Here is a 17,326-nt window from a genome sequence, read left to right as displayed (position 1 = left end):
CTAAGCACGCCTTCCCGCCACGGCCGCATGCCGCGCCGCCGCGCCCACATCGCACCCTCCCGACCCAATGCTGATCGAGTGCCGCGGCGTCGCCGCGGTGTATCCAGACGCGGTGTATCCAGACGCGGTGTATCGAGACGCGGCGTATCGAGGTCAGGCGCGGCGCTTGAGCTTGCGGCGCTCGCGCTCGCTGAGGCCGCCCCAGATGCCGAAGCGCTCGTCGTTCTGCAGCGCGTACTCGAGGCATTCGGTGCGGACGTCGCACGTCGTGCAGATGCGCTTCGCATCGCGCGTCGATCCGCCCTTCTCGGGGAAGAACGCCTCGGGGTCGGTCTGTGCGCACAGCGCGTCGGCCTGCCAGGCGAGGGCGGTATCCTCGTCGCCGGTCGATGGACGCCGGACGCCGGGAACCCCGAGATTCACCGGATCGACGAACCAGTTCTCGGGAACTCCGGAACGGTAACCCGTCATATCGCTCTCCCCACTGGTTCCCCGCACGCGGTGCCGCGTGTTGGAGATAATTACACCGCTGTCATTCCCAGAGGTCAAGTCGCAGATCGTAAACCCTCAGGGCGTGATTGAACCTTCACCCGCGCCACGCCCGGCGTGTCGCGCCCATCGAGGAAGGTGCTTCAGCCCAGTCCGGCCTGCGCGAGGAACGCTTCGCCTGTCCCTGACATCTCCACGCCGGTCGCTCCCCCACCGACATACACGGCCTGCCCCGGCGCGAGCACCACGGCGTCGCGTCCCGGCTCCCGCTCCGCGACGGCGATCTCGCCGCGCGTCGCGAGGATGATCGCGGGGCCGCGCAGGTCCGCGGACACGGGCGACCCCGTCAGCTCCACCCGCGTCAGCACGAAGTCCTCGACGCCCGGGTCGTAGGTCACCGCGTGATCTCCCGAGACCACGGGCTCGACGACGGGCGCGCGGCCGGGCGTCGCGTCCACGATGCGCAGCAGCTCCGGCACGTCGACGTGCTTGGGCGTGAGACCACCGCGGAGCACGTTGTCGCTCGCGGCCATCAGCTCGACGCCGAGCCCGGACTGGTAGGCGTGCAGCACCCCCGCCGGAGCGAACAGCGCCTCGCCGCGCGTCAGCGTCACGAGGTTCATGAGGAGCGCGACGAAAAGCCCCGCATCGCCCGGGAAGTCGGATGCCGCGGCCCGCAGCACCGTGATCTCGTCGGCGAACGCGGCATCCGCCCCTACGGCGGCGGCATCCGCCCCTCCGGCGGCATCCAGCGCCGCCGTCAACTCGGCGACATCGTCGCCAGTGGCGTCGTTCAGCGCCCACGCGAGCGCCGCTCGCACGCCCCGCTCGGCGTCGTCGTCCGCAAGGAGCGCGTCGAGACGCGCGAGCGCGGGCGTGCCGCCGAGCGCCGCGAGCAGGCGCCGAGTCTCCGCCACGGGACGGATGCCGACGAGCGCGCGGAACTCGTCGCTCAGGGCGACGATGATCTCGGGCTTGTGGTTGTCGTCACGGTAGAGCCGGTCGGACGCGTCGCGCGGGACGCCGGCCGCCTCTTCGCGCGCGAAGCCCGCCACCGCCTCGGCCTTCGTCGGGTGTGCCTGGATCGACAACGACGATCCCGCCGCGAGGAGCTTCAGCAGGAAGGGCAGCGGGCGCTCCCCGGCGCGGGCGAGCGCGGCATCCAACCGCTCGTCGGTCCCGGTGACCCGCGACGGGTCGCCGGGGTGGTCGCCGTACCAGATCTCCGCCTCGGGGTCCCCCGTGGGCGTGCGGCCCTCGAGATCAGCGATGAAATCGGTGTGCCCCCACGAGTAGGGGCGGGGCGCATTGGAGATCGGGATCAGCACGCGATCAGCCTAGGCCGAGCCCATCCGCCCGCGACCGCGCGACACCGGGGATCACACACCCGCGGGCGGTAGCCTGAGGGGATCATGGCCGTGTACACCAACCATCCCGTCCAGGCGCCGCCGTCGGCGCCGGTGCGGGAGACGACGGGGCACCTGCTCCTGCGTGGCTGGTGCATCTTCGTCATCGCAGGTTCGGTCGCCGGGACGGCGTGGCTGCTCGCGATCGGAACGCTCGGCTCGGGCATCGTCGCCGCCGGTTCGGGTCTGGTCTCGATCGTCCTGTGGCTCTCGCTCCGCCCGGCCGTGCAGTGGCGGCGCCTGCCGTGGTTCGCGCTGCTCTACGTCGCGTGGGCGGTGCTCTCCCTCATCTGGTCGGCGTACCGCGAGGCGACGGCGCTGACGCTTCTCCTTCTTCTGTCCACGACCGTGCAGGCGATGTTCGTCGGGTCGGTGCTCACCTGGCGTGAGCTCATCCGCGCGATCGCGTCGGCGCTCAAGTGGATCCTGGGCCTGTCGATCCTCTTCGAGCTGTGGGCGTCGCTCATCTGGGGAGGCCCCGTCATGCCGGGGTTCACGCGTCCCGAGAAGGGCACCGACCCGATCGAGATGTGGAGTCGCGACAACCTGTTCGACGGCGGACGCATCCAGGGGATCTTCGGCAACTCCAACGCCCTCGCCTACGTGGCGCTGCTGGCCATGGTCGTCTTCGCCGTACGGTTCGCGTCGCGCGCGCCGCGCCGGGCGCTCCTCGTCGCCTGGTTCGCTCTCGCGGCGTTCCTCTTCGTGCGGGCAGGGTCCGCGACGGCCACCCTCGCGGCGGCCGGCGTCACCGTCGTGCTCGTCACGGTGCTGCTCATGCGCCGCACCCGTCACCCCGGCGAGAGATCGCGGTACTACCTTGCGTACGCCGTCGTCGCCGTCGGCGGACTCGCCGCGCTGTGGCTCTGGCGCGATGCGCTGTTCTCGGCGCTCGGCCGCTCGGCCGACCTGACCGGCCGCGAAGGCATCTGGGAGAAGGTCTGGCAGAAGGCCGTCGAGCATCCCGTGATCGGATGGGGATTCTCGACGCCATGGGTGCCGAGCGATCCGCACTTCGACGGGTGGATCGTCGACCACGGCCAGACCGTCATGCAGGCACACAACATGTGGCTGGATGCCTTCCTCCAGCTGGGGGTCGTCGGCCTCGTCCTCCTCTTTCTCGCCATGCTCGCGTTCGTCTGGCGGTCATGGTTCTTCGCGGTCGACCGCCCGCGCTGGGATCTCGTCGCGACGCGGCCCTACTCTCCCCTCACCCTCGTCCCGACTCTCGTCGGCGCGATCCTGCTCGTACAGGGCCTCGCCGAGTCGGGACCGCTGCTGGGGTGGGGCTGGTTCTTCCTCGTCATGCTCGCGTTCAAGATCAAGCAGGCGCCGCTGATCGGGCGCGGGCCCAGCGAGCAGCGGCTCACCGGCGAGCAGGGCGGCGCCGTCGCCGAGCGCGGACGATGACGCAGGATGCCGCGGGCCCGGCCTCCGCTCCGTCCGCGGCCGCTCGGCTTCTCGCGTCTGCCGATTTCGCGCGAGCCTTCACCGTCGCCGCGTTCGCGATGCTCGTGGGGGCGCACTTCGTCGTCGCCGTCTCCGGCGTCGTCGTCGCGCGCACGATCGTCGCCGGACTGTGCGTGGTCGCCGTCGCGATCCTCTGGGTACGGCGCGCCGAGATCTCGCTTCTGCGGCTCGTGCCGACGACGCTGACCCTCCTCGTCCTGTGGGCGTTCGCGAGCGTCTTCTGGAGCACCGACCCGCTCGGGAGCTTCGCCCGGTGGCTCGGGATGGCCGCCGTCGCGCTCCTCGCCGTCACGATCGGGCATGTCCGCGACACGCTCCAGACCGTTCGGGCGCTCGGCGATGTCCTGCGGGTGGCGCTCACCCTGTCGCTCATCCTCGAGGTGCTGAGCGGCGTCATCTTCGACGTCCCGTTCCGCTTCCTCGGCATCCAGGGCAATCTCGCGTCCTTCGGGCCGATCCAGGGGATCTTCGGCACGCGCAATGTGCTCGGGTTCGTCGCCGTCGTCGCTCTCATCACGTTCGCCGTCGAGCGGGGAGCGCACTCCCTGCGACCGGGGCTCTCGGTCTACTCGCTGTCCCTCGCGACGGGACTCGCGCTGCTGTCGGCCTCCCCCACCGTGCTGATCTTGTTGATCACGGTGGGGGCGGCAACCGGCATCCTCGCCATCGTCCGAGCCGCTCCGGCTGCGCGTCGGCCCCTCACCCAGGCCGTCCTGGCAGGGGTCGTGGTGGTCGTCGCGGTTGCCGCCTACGTGCAGCGGGAACGGATCATCGACCTGCTGGGGGCGGCCGACGATCTCCGCATGCGAACGAACCTCTGGACCCTCTCCGCGTACTTCGCGGCGCGTCAGCCCGTGCAGGGGTGGGGATGGTTCGGGCCGTGGGACGTCAACGAGATCCCGTTCGCGCGCATCAACGACCTCCTCGACCAGCAGCACACGACGGCGCTCAACGCGTACGTCGACATCCATCTGCAGCTCGGGTGGGTCGGCGTGCTGCTGCTGTGCGCGATGGGTGGCATCGCGCTGGTCCGCTCGTGGGTGGATGCCAGCGAGCGCCGCTCGATCGTGTACGCGTGGACGCCGCTCATGCTCGTCGCCCTCGCGGTCACCAGCATGTTCGAGTCGCTGGCGCTCTTCGGGCTCGGGTGGATGCTCCTCGTCCTGTGCGCCGTCCGCGCCGGACAGTCGCGCGGATGGCGCGAGCGTTTGGGCGCCGCAACGCCGACGGGGACGGTTCCGACACTGCCTGAGAGGTAGCCCGGGGTAGAATCGGCAGGTCATGACGCTCTCCTCTTCGCCGCACTCCGCTCGGAGCTCTTCCCCGGAATCGACGCCGGAAGACTCGTCGTCCGCGGAGACTCCGCAGGGTGCCCCACCGTTCGATCCCGCCACCGCGACGATCGCCGTCGTGACCTTCAACCGGTCGGCGCTCCTCACCCGACTGCTCGATTCGATCGTCGCCATGGACCCGAAGCCCGGGCATCTCGTCATCGTCGACAACGCCTCGACCGACGACACCACCGAGGTCGTCGAGTCGTACCGAGAGCGCATCGGTACGACGCTCGTCTACCAGCGTCTCGATACGAACACCGGCGGCTCCGGCGGGTTCAGCGAGGGTATGCGCATCGCCTACGAGCTCGGATCCACCTGGATCTGGGTCATGGACGACGACGTCGAGGTCATGCCCGACGGGCTCGCGAAGATGGGCGCGTGGGCACCGCGGTTCAAGTCGATCCAGGGGCGCCGCTACGACTTCGACGGCAGCGAGTTCTACTGGCAGTACCGCATCGCGGAGCCGCTCGGCATCCCCATTCCCTTCGCTCCTTCCGGCTTCGACGCGTCGGGGTACAAGGAGATGAACTCGGGATGCTTCGAGGGCATGTTCATCCACCGCGACATCGTCGGACAGATCGGTCTGCCCGACCCCCGGTTCTTCATCTACTGGGATGACCAGACCTACGGCTGGCTCGCGTCGCGCGTGACCACCTCGGTCATCGTCAACGAGTTCGTCCTGCGCCGCACGCGCGAGATCAAGCAGTGGGACATGGGCATCCGGCACATGAATGCCTCATCGGATGCCTACCGCTACTACATCATGCGCAACCGCGCGCTCATCAAGCAGTACTACCGCGCGCTCGGCGTCTACCACCCCGCTGCGTTCGGCCTGGGCACGGCGCTGACCTTCGGCAAGGAGCTCATCCGTCTCGCGTTCGTCGAGCGGAAGCTCTCCGGCACGTCGCACCTGTTCCGCGGGCTCCGCGACGGGCGCGCCATCGCACGCGACCGCGACTGGGAGCCGATGCCGGCCCTCGTTCAGGGCTGAGGCCGCCGATGAGGCTCTCGGTCATCGGTTGCGGGTATCTGGGCGCCGTGCACGCTGCGGCGATGGCGTCGATTGGGCACGAGGTCGTCGGCATCGATGTCGACGCGCGCAAGATCAGTGCGCTCTCGCGTGGTGACGCGCCGTTCTATGAGCCTGGCCTGCCCGAGATCCTCACGGCGGGGCTCGCGACGGGCCGCTTGTCGTTCACGACGGATATGTCCCAGGCATCCGGAGCGAAGGTGCACTTCATCGGTGTCGGCACGCCGCAACAGAAGGACGGGTACGCCGCAGACCTCACCTATGTCAACGCCGCCGTCGACGGGCTCCTGCCGTACTTGTCTCCCGGCGACGTCGTCGCGGGGAAGTCCACCGTCCCCGTGGGGACCGCCGCCGAGCTGTCGCCCCGCGTCGCGGCGACCGGCGCGGCGCTCGCCTGGAACCCGGAATTCCTGCGGGAAGGGTTCGCCGTGAAGGACACGATCGACCCCGACCGGCTCGTCGTCGGAGTGGCGCCAGGCGATGACACCTCCGCCGATGTCCTGCGGGAGGTGTATGCCCCGGCGGTCGCGAAGGGCACCCCCTTCCTCGTCACCGACCTCGCCACCGCCGAGCTCGTCAAAGTCGCCGCGAACGCGTTCCTGGCCACCAAAATCAGCTTCATCAACGCGATGGCCGAGATCGCCGAAGTCACCGGAGCCGACGTCACCCAGCTCGCCGACGCGATCGGGCACGACGTCCGCATCGGACGGCGCTTCCTCGGCGCCGGGATCGGCTTCGGCGGAGGATGCCTCCCCAAAGACATCCGTGCCTTCTCCGCCCGCGCCGAAGAGCTCGGCCGCGGCGAATCGGTCGCGTTCCTGCGCGAAGTCGACGAGATCAACCTCCGCCGCCGCGACCGCGCCATCCAACTCGTCGTCGACGGACTCGACGGATCGGTGTTCGAAAAGAAGATCGCCGTCCTCGGCGCCGCGTTCAAGCCCTACAGCGACGACATCCGCGACTCCCCCGCCCTCGACGTCGCCGTACGCCTGCACGGGCTCGGCGCGAACGTCGTCGTCACCGACCCCGAAGCCATCGACAACGCCCGCCGCGTCCACCCGCAACTGACCTACAACCCGTCCCGCGACGACACCATCCGCGGCGCGGATGCCATCATCCTCGTCACCGAATGGGACGAGTACCGCCGCGACCTCACCCCCGACCACGCCTCCACCCTCACCGACGGACGCGTCATCATCGACGGACGCAACGGCCTCGACGCCACCGCCTGGCGCAACGCCGGCTGGGACTACTACGGCATGGGACGCCCCTGACCCGCTGAGCCGCCTGCGCTCAGCGCGGGGCGTAATCCGCGTTGTACGCGTCGAGCACGTCCCCGATCGAACCGTCGAGCTTGAGCGCACCCTTGTCGAGGTAGAGCCCTCGGGTGCAGAAGCGGCGTAGGTCCTTCTCGTTGTGGCTGACGAAGAAGAGTGTGCGCCCCTCGGCGAGCAGCTCGTCGATGCGACGGTAGCACTTCTCGCGGAACGCCTTGTCACCCACCGCCAGCACCTCGTCGACGAGGAGGATCGGCTCCTCGAGCTGCGAGACGACGGAGAACGCCAGGCGCACCTTCATGCCGCTGGAGAGGTGCTTGTACGGGGTGTCGACGAAGTCCTCGAGTTCCGCGAAGCCGATGATGTCGTCGAAGCGGCGAGCGATCTCGGCCTTCGGCATCCCGTGCAGTCCCGCGGTGAGGCGGACGTTCTCGCGCACCGTGAGGTCGTTGACGAAACCTCCGGTGATCTCGATGAGCGGCGCCACTCCCCCGTTGATGACGACCTCGCCCTCGTCGGGGAGAAGCACCCCCGCGACGAGTTTCAGCAGGGTCGACTTTCCCTGCCCGTTTCGCCCGACCACGCCGATGGCCTCGCCCTGCGTGACGTCGAACGAGACGTGCCGGAGGGCCCAGAACTCGTTCGGGCGGGCGCGACGTGCGGCTCCGCCGAAGAGGTCCTTGATGTTGCGGCGGCCGCGGCGGTTGCGGCGGAAGAGCACACCGAGGTCGCGCACGCTGATAGCGATGTCGTCTGCCATCACAGTTCCTTCAGGACGGCAGGCTCGAGCCGGCGGAACACCAGGATGCCGAGGCCGAGGAACGCCAGCGACATCACGGTCGCGATGACGACGGCGAGCGGGTTCCACTGCTCGGGGAACATCCCAGACCGGTAGAGCACGAGGATGCCGGACAGCGGGTTGAAGAGCGCGAGCTGATCGAACGGTGCAGGCAGGTCGGAGATGCCGTAGATGATCGGCGAGGCGTAGAAGAGGGCACGGAGGATGAGCCGTGTGGTGCGCTCGAGGTCGCCCCACAGGGCGCACAGCGGCGCCACGAGGAGGCCCAGGCCGACGAGGAGGATCGTCTGCAGGATCATCCCGAGCGGGAACAGCAGGATCATCGGGTTCCACTGCACCTGCGGGCGCGCGAAGATCGCGAAGAGGAGGAGCACCGGGATCGAGAAGAGGAACTCGGTGCCCTTGCTCAGTACGATGCGATTCACCCAGATCGAGCGCGGGATCGCCGTCGAGCGGACGAGCTTGGCATCTTTCCGAAACGCCTTTGTGAAGTCTGACACCGATGTGTTGAACCATACCCACGGCAGGAGGCCGACGATGAGGAAGACGATGTAGGGCGAGCCTCCGATGTCTCCGCGGTTGAAGACCTGTGTGAAGACGAACCAGTAGATCAGGCTCATCACCAGCGGATCGAGCACCGACCACAGGTATCCGAGCGCGCTCGTCGAGTACCGCACCTTGAGGTCGCGTGCCGACAGCAACCACAGCGAGTGGAGATAGCGCCGAGGGGATCCGGGGGCGCCGACGACGGCGGTGGTCACGGGTTCGAGTCTATGTGGGCGGTGATGGAACTGTCCGTCCATCCCATCGATACCATCGTCTACATGCAGGACGCTCTCTCCGCCGCGCGCTCACGTCTCTCGCTGCATAGAGATCGATTCCGCAGCACTACAGCGCGCATCAGACGGCGTCTGGCGCGCGAATCTCGCTATCGCCGACGGCAGTTGAACTGGGCGATCAAGATCAGCGCGCCTGACGATGAGACCGCTGCACGATGGGGCGACACCGCGTTCGCCGAGGACCTCGCCGACGCACTACGGGGCCAGGGTCAGGCGGCGCGAGTCGTCTTCTTCGGAGCCGAGCCCAGCGCCGCCGAAGAAGATGATGTCGTGTTGGTGCTACGTGGACTTCATGACATCGGCCCGGTGCCGGGCGCAGTGAACTTCCTCTGGATCATCAGCCATCCGGATGGCGTCGGTGACAGCGAGGCGACACGCGGCTGGGATCAGGTATTCGTCGCGAGCAACACATGGCGCGGGATCGAAGGGATCGAGGTGACGCCGTTGCTCCAAGCGGTGTCCACGCGGCGTTTCACACGAGAACCCGAAAGGGACGACATTTCCGAGGACGTGGTCTTCGTCGGAACGTCACGACGGGTCGAGCGACCGGTCGTGCGTGACGCTATCGCGGCGGGCGCTCGCCTCGGCGTGTACGGCCACGACTGGGACGACTTCATCGACCCTTCCTTCGTCCGCGCTGACCATCTGGACTTCGAGTCGGTTCCCGGCGCGTATCGCGGATCACGAATCGTGCTGAACGACCATTGGTCCGACATGCGGGATCACGGATTCATTTCGAATCGCCTGTTCGACGCGACGGCGGTCGGCGCCCGCGTGATTTCGGACCAAGTGCCGGGCGCCGACGAGATCTTCGGCGGTCTCGTGAGAACATACGGGAGCGTTGAGGACCTCCGCCGACTTCTGTCGGACGACGACGCCTGGCCATCCGTTGAGGAGCGGGAGGCCATCGTCGAGCGTGTGCGCGCGGATCATTCGTTCGACGCACGGGCGGAGGTGCTGACAAGTGCCGCCATGCGGGCTGTTCGAGCACGAAGGCGAGTTCGGAGGTAGTGCTTCGCGTTTCGGAATGCTACTGCAGGCGGGTCGGTTTCGATCATTTGCGCCGGACGTGACCGATGATGTTCGCGGGGCTCATTGATCGCGCCCAACGCAGGGTCGCTCTGGAAACGCGAAAGGCCGGGTGCTCCTCAATGCGCGTCAACTCGGCGCTGACCCGCGTCAACTCGTCCGCTAGCTCGACCGTCTCCTGCTCGAGCTCAGCGATACGCCGCTGAGCAACCTCGAGCTGCGAGCGTACCGCCGTCTCCGCTTGGGCGCTCGCTGCTGCTCGTACGGCCAAGGCGGTCCTTTCCTCATCGATTGCGAGGACAGGCTGCATGATATCCCGGGAGTGTTCGAGCGAGGCGGCATCGTACCTAGCGCCCACTCGCGCCAACGCTCGATCGAGGAGGTCAGGACATGTCGCCGCCCCCGTCCGCGCGATGCTGAGAAGACGTTCATGCAGCCATTCGTCCTTGAGTAACTCAGCCGCACCGAGCTCTGACGCCGGCGGGTGCCGAAATATGTACGCAGCTTCCAGCACGCCAGCACGCCAAAGGCGGTAATCACGCATCCCGTGGTGTCGAGGGCTTGGGCGGAGGTGAGGGCTTGCCTCGTATGCGCGGCCTGCGTTCACCACTTTCTTCTCGAACTGACGGTAAGAGCGCCACGGAAAGTGCAGGCTCTCGATACTCAGCTCTGGGGGCACCGGACCCTGACTGGCTAGGCTCACATGGTGATTGCCTTGCGCGACAGTGACGTCGGCGGACCCCACGTGAATCGCGTCGTGCGTCGCGTGGGCGTGCAACCCCGACCTTTGATAGAGACCCTCCTCGACCCGCTCATCACGAAAGACGAGGGCTTCGATACCCGCTCCGTCGACAGTCGGTTCACCAGTCATGTCGATGACCGGAATGACCGCAGAAACTATCTCGACCGGCATTCGAGCAAAGACCTCTCGAAGATTCATCGAACGATCGAGCGGAACGAAGAACTCGTCTGCGTCGGCGTTAATCACCCAGTCCGCACCGAACTCTGTCGCTGCACGGCGCGCCATTCGAGTGACTTTCTTGGATTGATTCTTGTCTTGAACAGGGTCGTCCTCGACGACGACGCGCTCATCCGCCGCATAGCGCGCAAGGATCTGTCGGGTGCCGTCGATCGATCCGTTGTCGGTGACGATGATTCGGTCGACGCCCGCCGCGAGATGGTACTCGATCATGGGGACGATGATGTCTGCCTCGTCACGCACCAGCACGGTCATGACCAGGGTCACGCGTCAGTCCTTCCACCGTCTGCCTGCAGCCTCGCCGCCATTACCGCGCACCCTTGACAAGACGCGCTTCCGCGTGGACGGTACCCGTTTGGCGGTCCTCAATGGGTACATAGAAGTGAGCGCCCTGCCACAGGACGTCGAGCCTGGTGCGATCCTGGTCGGAAACGTCGGCGTTCACGAAGTACTGACCGCCAGCGAAGCTGACGCTTGGGATGACATACTCCACGGTCACTGGTCCTGCCACAACCGCGTCATGGGCCGTTCCGAGTCGATGCGCACCGGTTCCGAACACTTGCTGCCCCGTGGGCGTGTCGATGCTGAAAGTCGTGTACCAGATCTCATGTGGCTGGTCGTGCTCGATGTCGATCTGCACCACGATGTCCTCTCCGGGGGTGACTTCCGCTTTGGGCGCCCCCGACACGTCAGTGACTCTGATGCCCTTGACCCGGGAGGCCTTCGCCACCTCCGGCACAGGCGCGAGGGTGGCGTTGGCCTGACGCTTACCTTCAAGGATTTCGCGATGGACCTTCGTCGCTTCTGCGGCCTCTCCGATGTAAGCGACCTCGCCGTGGCTGAGCACCACAGCATGGTCGCAGATGTCCATCACCTGGCCCGCCGAGTGCGACACAAGCACGATCGTGCGACCCTCCCGCTGGAACTCGCGGATCTTGTCCATGCACTTGCGCTGGAACGCTTCGTCGCCGACGGCGAGCACTTCATCGACCAGAAGGATGTCGGGATCGGTGTGGACTGCGACAGCGAATGCGAGGCGGACGTACATCCCGGATGAGTAGAACTTCACCTGCGTGTCGATGAAGTCGCCGATCTCAGAGAAGGCGACGATGCTGTCGAACCGCTCGTCGGTCTCCTCCTTGGTGAGCCCGAGAATCGCGGCATTGAGGTAGACGTTGTCTCGCCCGGAGAGATCGGGGTGGAAGCCTGCCCCCAACTCGAGGAGCGCGGCGAGCCGGCCACGGCGTAGGACCTGCCCGGAGGACGGTTCGATGATCCCGCCGATGACCTTCAAGAGGGTGCTCTTCCCCGATCCGTTCGGCCCCATCAGGGCGATCGAAGAACCTGCGGGGATCGAGAACGAGACGTCCTTCAGCGACTGGAACTCCTCGCGATGCTGCCGTCCGCGGCGCCCCAACGTGACGATGCGTTCTTTGAGCGAATTGTCCTTGCGGAGCGTGAAAGTCTTGGAGACCTCGTCGATGACGACGACGTCGGGCACTTCCACAGTTGTGGTTTCTGACATGTCATAGCTCCTGAGCGAAGTTGCCCTGCAGTCGAGCGAAGACGCGTTGGCAGATGACGAGGAGGATCAACCCCACCGCGAACGCGATACCCATGCGGAGGAGCAGGTCCGGCGGATAGTCGGCGGGTGTTCCCGCGGTCCAGAAAGCGCGATGGAAACCGAGGACGGCGAGCGTCAACGGGCTGGCCGTGTACACCTCGAGCAGCCAGCTGGGAAGGCCGTATCTCACGACCACATCGCTCACCATCGTCCACGCGTAGACGATGGGCGACGCCCACAGCGCGAGCATCAGAAGCACCTGCGTCAGGTACTGCACGTCACGCAGATAGACATTGAGCGCCGACAGGAGCAGCCCGAAGGCGACCCCGTACACGAGGACGAGTGCCACCGCGGGGAAGAAGTACAGCAATGACCATGAGAGCGCCGCCGTGCCGAGCAGGAGACTGGCGAGGATCAGCACGAGCAGCTGAACGAAGAAGGTGAAAAGCGCCGATCCGGTCGCAGCGAGGGGGAACACCTCGCGCGGCACGTACACCTTCTTGACAAGCCCCGAGTTGGCCACGATCGACCCGGTCGCCCCCGAGAGAGTCTCGGAGAAGAGCCCGTAGATGGTGAGACCAGAGAAGATGTAGATCGCGAAGTCCGGGATGCCGCGGGCCGCCCCGAGAATCTGGCCCATGACGAGGAAGTACACGCCGAGCTGGACCAGGGGGTTGATGAGCGTCCACAGCATGCCCAGAACGCTGTCCTTGTAGCGCGCCTTGACGTCTCGCCGAACGAGAAGCCCGAGCAGCTGACGATGGTTCCAGATGTCACCGAAGGTGCGAAAGAACCCGCCGATCCCTTCACGACTCGGCGTCACGGACTGGAGGGATTCACCGGCCAGTCGATCGAATCGGACGACGGCACTTTCGTTCACGCACTGCTCACTGTCTCTCGCTCATCACGAAGTCACGATTATACCGAGCGCCCGATGAGAGACCGTCGTGCGTTCAGCTTCCCGCTCTCACGCGAGCTGATTGTTCCACATCGACAGTGCCGACCCGATGGCCATGTGCATGTCGAGGTACTGGTAGGTGCCCAGGCGTCCCCCGAAGTGCACGTCCCGTTCCCCCTTCGCGAGCTCCCGGTACGCGAGCAGGCCCGCACGATCGTCGGGGGTGTTCACCGGGTAGTACGGCTCATCCTCCCGGGTCGCGAACCGGGAGAACTCCCGCATGATCACGGTCCGATCCTTCGGATACCGGTCGGCGCGTTCAGGATGGAAATGCTTGAACTCGTGGATGCGGGTGTACGGCACCCCGGCATCCGCGTAGTTCATCACGCTCGTCCCCTGGAAGTCCCCCACCTCCAGGACCTCCTCCTCGAAGTCGAGGGTCCGCCACGACAGCTCACCCTCCGCATAGTCGAAGTACCGGTCCACCGGGCCGGTGTAGACCACGGGGACCTGCCCGACAGTCGCGGCCTTATTGAAGGGCTGGGTGTCGTCGAAGTAGTCGGTGCCGAGCTTCACGTCGATGTTCGGGTGGTCGGCCATCCGCTCCAGCCACGCCGTGTACCCGTCGGTCGGGAGCCCCTCCCACGTGTCGTTGAAGTACCGATTGTCGTACGTGTACCGCACCGGGAGACGGCTGATGATCTCCGCCGGCAGATCCTTCGGATCGGTCTGCCACTGCTTGGCCGTGTAGTCCCGGATGAACGCCTCATACAACGGGCGCCCGATCAGACCGATCCCCCGCTCCTCCAGGTTCTGCGCAGACTTCGCATCGAACTCCCCCGCCTGCTCATGAATCAGCGCACGCGCCTCGTCAGGGGTGTACGCGGCCTGGAAGAACTGATTGATCGTGCCGAGATTGATCGGCAACGGGAACACCACGTTCTTGTGGTTCGTGTACACACGGTGGACGTAGTCCGTGAACTTCGTGAACCGGTTCACGTACTCCCACACCGTCGCATTCGACGTGTGGAACAGGTGCGCCCCATAACGGTGCACCTCGATCCCCGTGGTCGGCTCGTCCTCGCTGTACGCGTTGCCGCCGATGTGATGACGGCGGTCGATGACCGTCACCTTACGACCCGCCGCAGCAGCCCGCTCCGCGACCGTGAGACCGAAGAAACCAGAGCCGACGATGAGAAGATCCATGGTTTGCAGTGCTCTCGTTCCGTGGGTGACGCCAGTCACTCAGTCTAGCCGTGGCGACGCACGGCACCACGGCCCAGTCAACGGCGGCGGTGCACCGTCAGGCGGTAAATCCGGACCTCGAGTCGACGCATGAGATGAAGCAGCCGGCAACGCAGGCGTTGGGCTGGTGTGAGGCGCGCGACCCGAGCGGCGACCTGTTGCTCATCATCGAGGTAGAGAGCGCGGTCGTCATCGTCGCGAATGCTCCGCCGCTCCGCATCGAGCGTCATCATCCCGCCATAGGCTCGCGCCGGCGTGATCCCCGCTTCCAGCGCGAGGTCGAACACGTGCGCGTGCGCAACGACGATGTCGTGGAAGTACGAGGTGCGGCGTGAGCCATGCGACACGCTCTGCGGATGCTGAATCCACAGGTACAGCACGTCCGAGCACGATGCGACCGTCTCCATGCGGAGGTACAGGTCCATCGCGACGGCAACGTCTTGGGCATAGACACCGACGGGGAACCGGACGCCGTCCCACAACGCTGCGCGGTACAGCTTTCCCCAGTTCGCCTCACTGAAGTACTGCAGCTCGCGACGACTCAGCCGCCGATGCGCGAGGCTGAAGACCTCCTGGTAGTGACGGGCGGGCTCGCCGAACACGACAACCTCACCGGGCGGATCGTCACTCCGACGACGGCGCTCCTCCGCGGCCACACTGGCACCGACATTCGCCCACCGACAACAGCTCATGTCGGCACCCGAGTCCACGAGAACCTCGACGAGGCGCGCGATGAGTGACGGCAGCATGAGATCGTCGTTGTCGCAAAAGGTGATGAGATCCCCGGTCGCAGCGTCGAGTCCAGCATTCTGCGCCGCACCGATACCTGAATTGCCCTGATGGATGATGCGAATCCGGTCATCCATCCTGCCGAGACGATCGCAGAGCTCGCCGGAGCCGTCGGTCGAGCCGTCGTCGACGAGCAGCACCTCGAGCCGGGAGTAGGTCTGGTCGAGGATCGACGCCACCGTCGCCTCGAGGAACGAGACCGCGTTGTACACGGGGACGATCACCGAGACGCGAGGAACGACCGCCGACCCGGGCGAGTTCTCGTGGTCAGCCACGTCTACGCAAGCGGCGTCGCGCGGCGCGGGCACGGTCAGCCACTCGCCTGATCTTCGGCTCCCAGTCAGGCCGTCTCATCCGCGCGAGGATGAGAGCGAAGTCCTCGGCGGTCCCGCGGCCCATCGGCCCGAGTCTTCGCAGGAACTGGATCTGGTGCATCGTCGTGTCGGGCATCGTGCTGGAGAACTGGTCCAGGTTGTAGTCGAGCGCCGTATAGCTCGTCGCGAAATAGTCCGCGGTCGCGATCGTGCGCGTCGTGTAGCCCGCCTCGCCCGCGACATAAGAGGGCATCCGCTCGAGGACATGAGCCAGCCCTCCGTCGCGATACGCCTCGGCCCCACCGAAGTCGTCGTAGCTCCACTCCTGCTCCGCCAGCCGCATCAACGCGTCGGGACGCGCGAAGTACATAGACCCGAAGGGCGCAAGAGGTGAGGTCTCATCGACGGGGACCCGCACGTCGAGCTTCTCCGCCATAGCGAGGAAGGCGGCCCGATTGTCCCACCAAGCGTGGCCGATCGTCCCGTACCCGATGTGCACCATCGGCGGGTACGCGAGGCCCAGCCACGGTTCCTTCTGAAACAGGGCGACCGCATTCGCGACGTAGTCCGGCGAAGGCAGCAGGTTGTCGAACTGATGACGTTGGAAGTGTCGGCCTGCGTTCGCCGCGTCCTGCAGCGTCCGCTTCGAGTGGATCTTGACGACAAGGTCATAGCGCCCCTCGGTGAGCACGTCGCGGCAGTCGATGAGGAAAGCACTCTGATCGCGGCCGTTGTTGGACCCGACGATGCGCACCTCCGACTTCCCTCGTGCGTGACGCGCGGCGATCACATTGCGGATGTGTGCGGCCTTCTCATCGTCGGTGGTGGTGACGACGAGGTCGTAGCTCCCGGGAAGGTAGTCGAGCCGATCCAGCATCTCCTCCGCCATCTCCTCATAGAAGATGTGCGCGATCGCGACGATGCGCAGCGGGCCGTCGGGATCGAGATCATTGCTGTCGACAGGCAGGACATCGAGCAACGCGGCATCCGCATTCAGCGTATGCGGCTCGACATTCCTCGCGAGATCCGAGTAGATGAGCCGCATGGGGAACCCGGCGCGTTCCGCGGCATCCAACGCCCACTTGCCCACGACACCCAGATGGTCGAGGTACGGCGGCCATTGGAAGAACGCGCGGCGCTTGAGCGTGGGGCACCCCTGCTCGATCAGCTCCTCGGCGTACAGAACCGCGTGGTTCTCGATGCGGTCGGTGAGGCCGGGGAACGCGACTTCGCCGACGAAACCGTCGGTGGAGAGCTTTTCCGTGAACGTCGCCTCATGGACGACCACGGCGTCGTTGTACCCGGCGAGCTCCGGAAGGTCACGCCAGTAGGACGTCCACTCGTGGGAGAGGAACAGATCGCGCCGCACCGCCAGCCAGTAGGACTGCAGATGGTAGGCCAGGTAGCCGGTCCCGGTGAAGGGATTCGGCTCGACACGAGGATGGTCGGTCATGCCCCAGAAATGCAAGGGCTGTCCGTCCATCTGGTCGAAGACCGGCCCGAAAGAGCGGACGGGGCCGTACCAGGTGTCATTGGCGAGGATCACCTCGTCGTACTCTGCGATCTTCGCCCCGACGGCATCCAGGCCGTCCTTGTACCCCCAGATGTCGAAGCCGCGGTTCTCGCGCTCTAGGACATCGTCGGCGACTTCCGCCAGCGCGGCACGCCCCTGTTCGGTCAACGTCCCGTTGACCACGACGAAGACGCGGTCACAATACTCCCTGAGGCTCGTCAGCGCGTACGGGATGTAGTCCTCGACATCGCCGCGGCGGTCGTACACGACGTAGATCAAGAGGCGCTTGCCCCCTGGGGGGAACGCGGAGGCGGGGCGGGGCTCTGTGACGATGAGTTCGGTCGTCTTCAT

Annotated in this window: 15 protein-coding genes; 5 read left to right on the top strand and 10 right to left on the bottom strand. The window is 66.2% G+C overall.

Features of this window, described 5'->3' with window-relative positions; all coding sequences use genetic code 11:
• Window positions 1-153: 153 nt before the first annotated feature.
• The gene (locus AC3ENQ_RS05080) at window positions 154-471 is read right to left on the bottom strand and encodes a WhiB family transcriptional regulator (RefSeq protein WP_431802322.1); all 318 of its coding nucleotides are present in this window, start codon (window positions 469-471) and stop codon (window positions 154-156) included.
• Window positions 472-632: 161 nt separating this feature from the next.
• Window positions 633-1,817: a mannose-6-phosphate isomerase, class I gene (gene manA / locus AC3ENQ_RS05075; RefSeq protein ID WP_431802320.1), complete on the bottom strand. Its 1,185-nt coding sequence runs from the start codon at window positions 1,815-1,817 to the stop codon at window positions 633-635.
• Window positions 1,818-1,901: 84 nt separating this feature from the next.
• Between manA and AC3ENQ_RS05070 the strand changes: the two genes are divergently transcribed.
• The 4 genes from AC3ENQ_RS05070 to AC3ENQ_RS05055 are packed head-to-tail and all read left to right on the top strand — an operon-like array spanning window position 1,902 to window position 7,003.
• Window positions 1,902-3,305 carry an O-antigen ligase family protein gene (locus tag AC3ENQ_RS05070; protein WP_431802318.1) on the top strand — a complete coding sequence of 468 codons (1,404 nt, stop codon included), beginning with the start codon at window positions 1,902-1,904 and terminating at the stop codon, window positions 3,303-3,305.
• Complete coding sequence (locus AC3ENQ_RS05065) at window positions 3,302-4,624, top strand: O-antigen ligase family protein (protein WP_431802316.1); 1,323 nt, start codon at window positions 3,302-3,304, stop codon at window positions 4,622-4,624. The genes AC3ENQ_RS05070 and AC3ENQ_RS05065 overlap by 4 nt, the downstream gene beginning before the upstream one ends.
• A gap of 22 nt (window positions 4,625-4,646) precedes the next feature.
• The gene (locus tag AC3ENQ_RS05060) at window positions 4,647-5,690 is read left to right on the top strand and encodes a glycosyltransferase (RefSeq protein WP_431802315.1); all 1,044 of its coding nucleotides are present in this window, start codon (window positions 4,647-4,649) and stop codon (window positions 5,688-5,690) included.
• An 8-nt stretch (window positions 5,691-5,698) separates the two neighbouring features.
• On the top strand, window positions 5,699-7,003 hold the full coding sequence (locus tag AC3ENQ_RS05055) for a UDP-glucose dehydrogenase family protein (RefSeq protein ID WP_431802312.1): 1,305 nt from the start codon (window positions 5,699-5,701) through the stop codon (window positions 7,001-7,003).
• Window positions 7,004-7,022: 19 nt separating this feature from the next.
• Here AC3ENQ_RS05055 and AC3ENQ_RS05050 read toward each other — a convergent pair whose 3' ends face one another.
• Both AC3ENQ_RS05050 and AC3ENQ_RS05045 read right to left on the bottom strand, forming a co-directional pair.
• The gene (locus AC3ENQ_RS05050; protein ID WP_431802310.1) at window positions 7,023-7,766 is read right to left on the bottom strand and encodes an ABC transporter ATP-binding protein; all 744 of its coding nucleotides are present in this window, start codon (window positions 7,764-7,766) and stop codon (window positions 7,023-7,025) included.
• Window positions 7,766-8,566, bottom strand: a complete 801-nt coding sequence (locus tag AC3ENQ_RS05045; RefSeq protein ID WP_431802308.1) for an ABC transporter permease — start codon at window positions 8,564-8,566, stop codon at window positions 7,766-7,768. Before AC3ENQ_RS05045 ends, AC3ENQ_RS05050 begins: the two co-directional genes overlap by 1 nt.
• A 24-nt stretch (window positions 8,567-8,590) precedes the next feature.
• On the opposite strand from AC3ENQ_RS05045, the gene AC3ENQ_RS05040 reads away from it, so the two are divergent.
• The gene (locus AC3ENQ_RS05040) at window positions 8,591-9,655 is read left to right on the top strand and encodes a glycosyltransferase family protein (RefSeq protein WP_431802306.1); all 1,065 of its coding nucleotides are present in this window, start codon (window positions 8,591-8,593) and stop codon (window positions 9,653-9,655) included.
• A gap of 43 nt (window positions 9,656-9,698) precedes the next feature.
• Here the strand turns inward: AC3ENQ_RS05040 and AC3ENQ_RS05035 are convergent, their stop codons facing one another.
• From AC3ENQ_RS05035 to AC3ENQ_RS05010, 6 genes are all read right to left on the bottom strand, one after another.
• Window positions 9,699-10,919, bottom strand: a complete 1,221-nt coding sequence (locus AC3ENQ_RS05035; protein ID WP_431802304.1) for a glycosyltransferase family 2 protein — start codon at window positions 10,917-10,919, stop codon at window positions 9,699-9,701.
• Between the two features lie 40 nt (window positions 10,920-10,959).
• Entirely contained in the window at window positions 10,960-12,177 is a 1,218-nt protein-coding gene (locus AC3ENQ_RS05030) for an ABC transporter ATP-binding protein (protein WP_431802302.1), read from the bottom strand.
• 1 nt (window position 12,178) lies between these two features.
• Window positions 12,179-13,039 carry an ABC transporter permease gene (locus AC3ENQ_RS05025; protein ID WP_431802300.1) on the bottom strand — a complete coding sequence of 287 codons (861 nt, stop codon included), beginning with the start codon at window positions 13,037-13,039 and terminating at the stop codon, window positions 12,179-12,181.
• A gap of 144 nt (window positions 13,040-13,183) precedes the next feature.
• Window positions 13,184-14,320: a UDP-galactopyranose mutase gene (gene glf / locus AC3ENQ_RS05020; protein ID WP_431802298.1), complete on the bottom strand. Its 1,137-nt coding sequence runs from the start codon at window positions 14,318-14,320 to the stop codon at window positions 13,184-13,186.
• Between the two features lie 77 nt (window positions 14,321-14,397).
• Window positions 14,398-15,456 carry a glycosyltransferase family 2 protein gene (locus AC3ENQ_RS05015; RefSeq protein ID WP_431802296.1) on the bottom strand — a complete coding sequence of 353 codons (1,059 nt, stop codon included), beginning with the start codon at window positions 15,454-15,456 and terminating at the stop codon, window positions 14,398-14,400.
• A complete protein-coding gene (locus AC3ENQ_RS05010; protein WP_431802294.1) occupies window positions 15,416-17,326 on the bottom strand; it encodes a rhamnan synthesis F family protein in 1,911 nt (636 codons plus the stop codon). Before AC3ENQ_RS05010 ends, AC3ENQ_RS05015 begins: the two co-directional genes overlap by 41 nt.

The sequence above is a fragment of the Microbacterium sp. bgisy203 genome, assembly GCF_057706945.1.
This window is presented reverse-complemented; position numbering and strand designations above follow the sequence as displayed.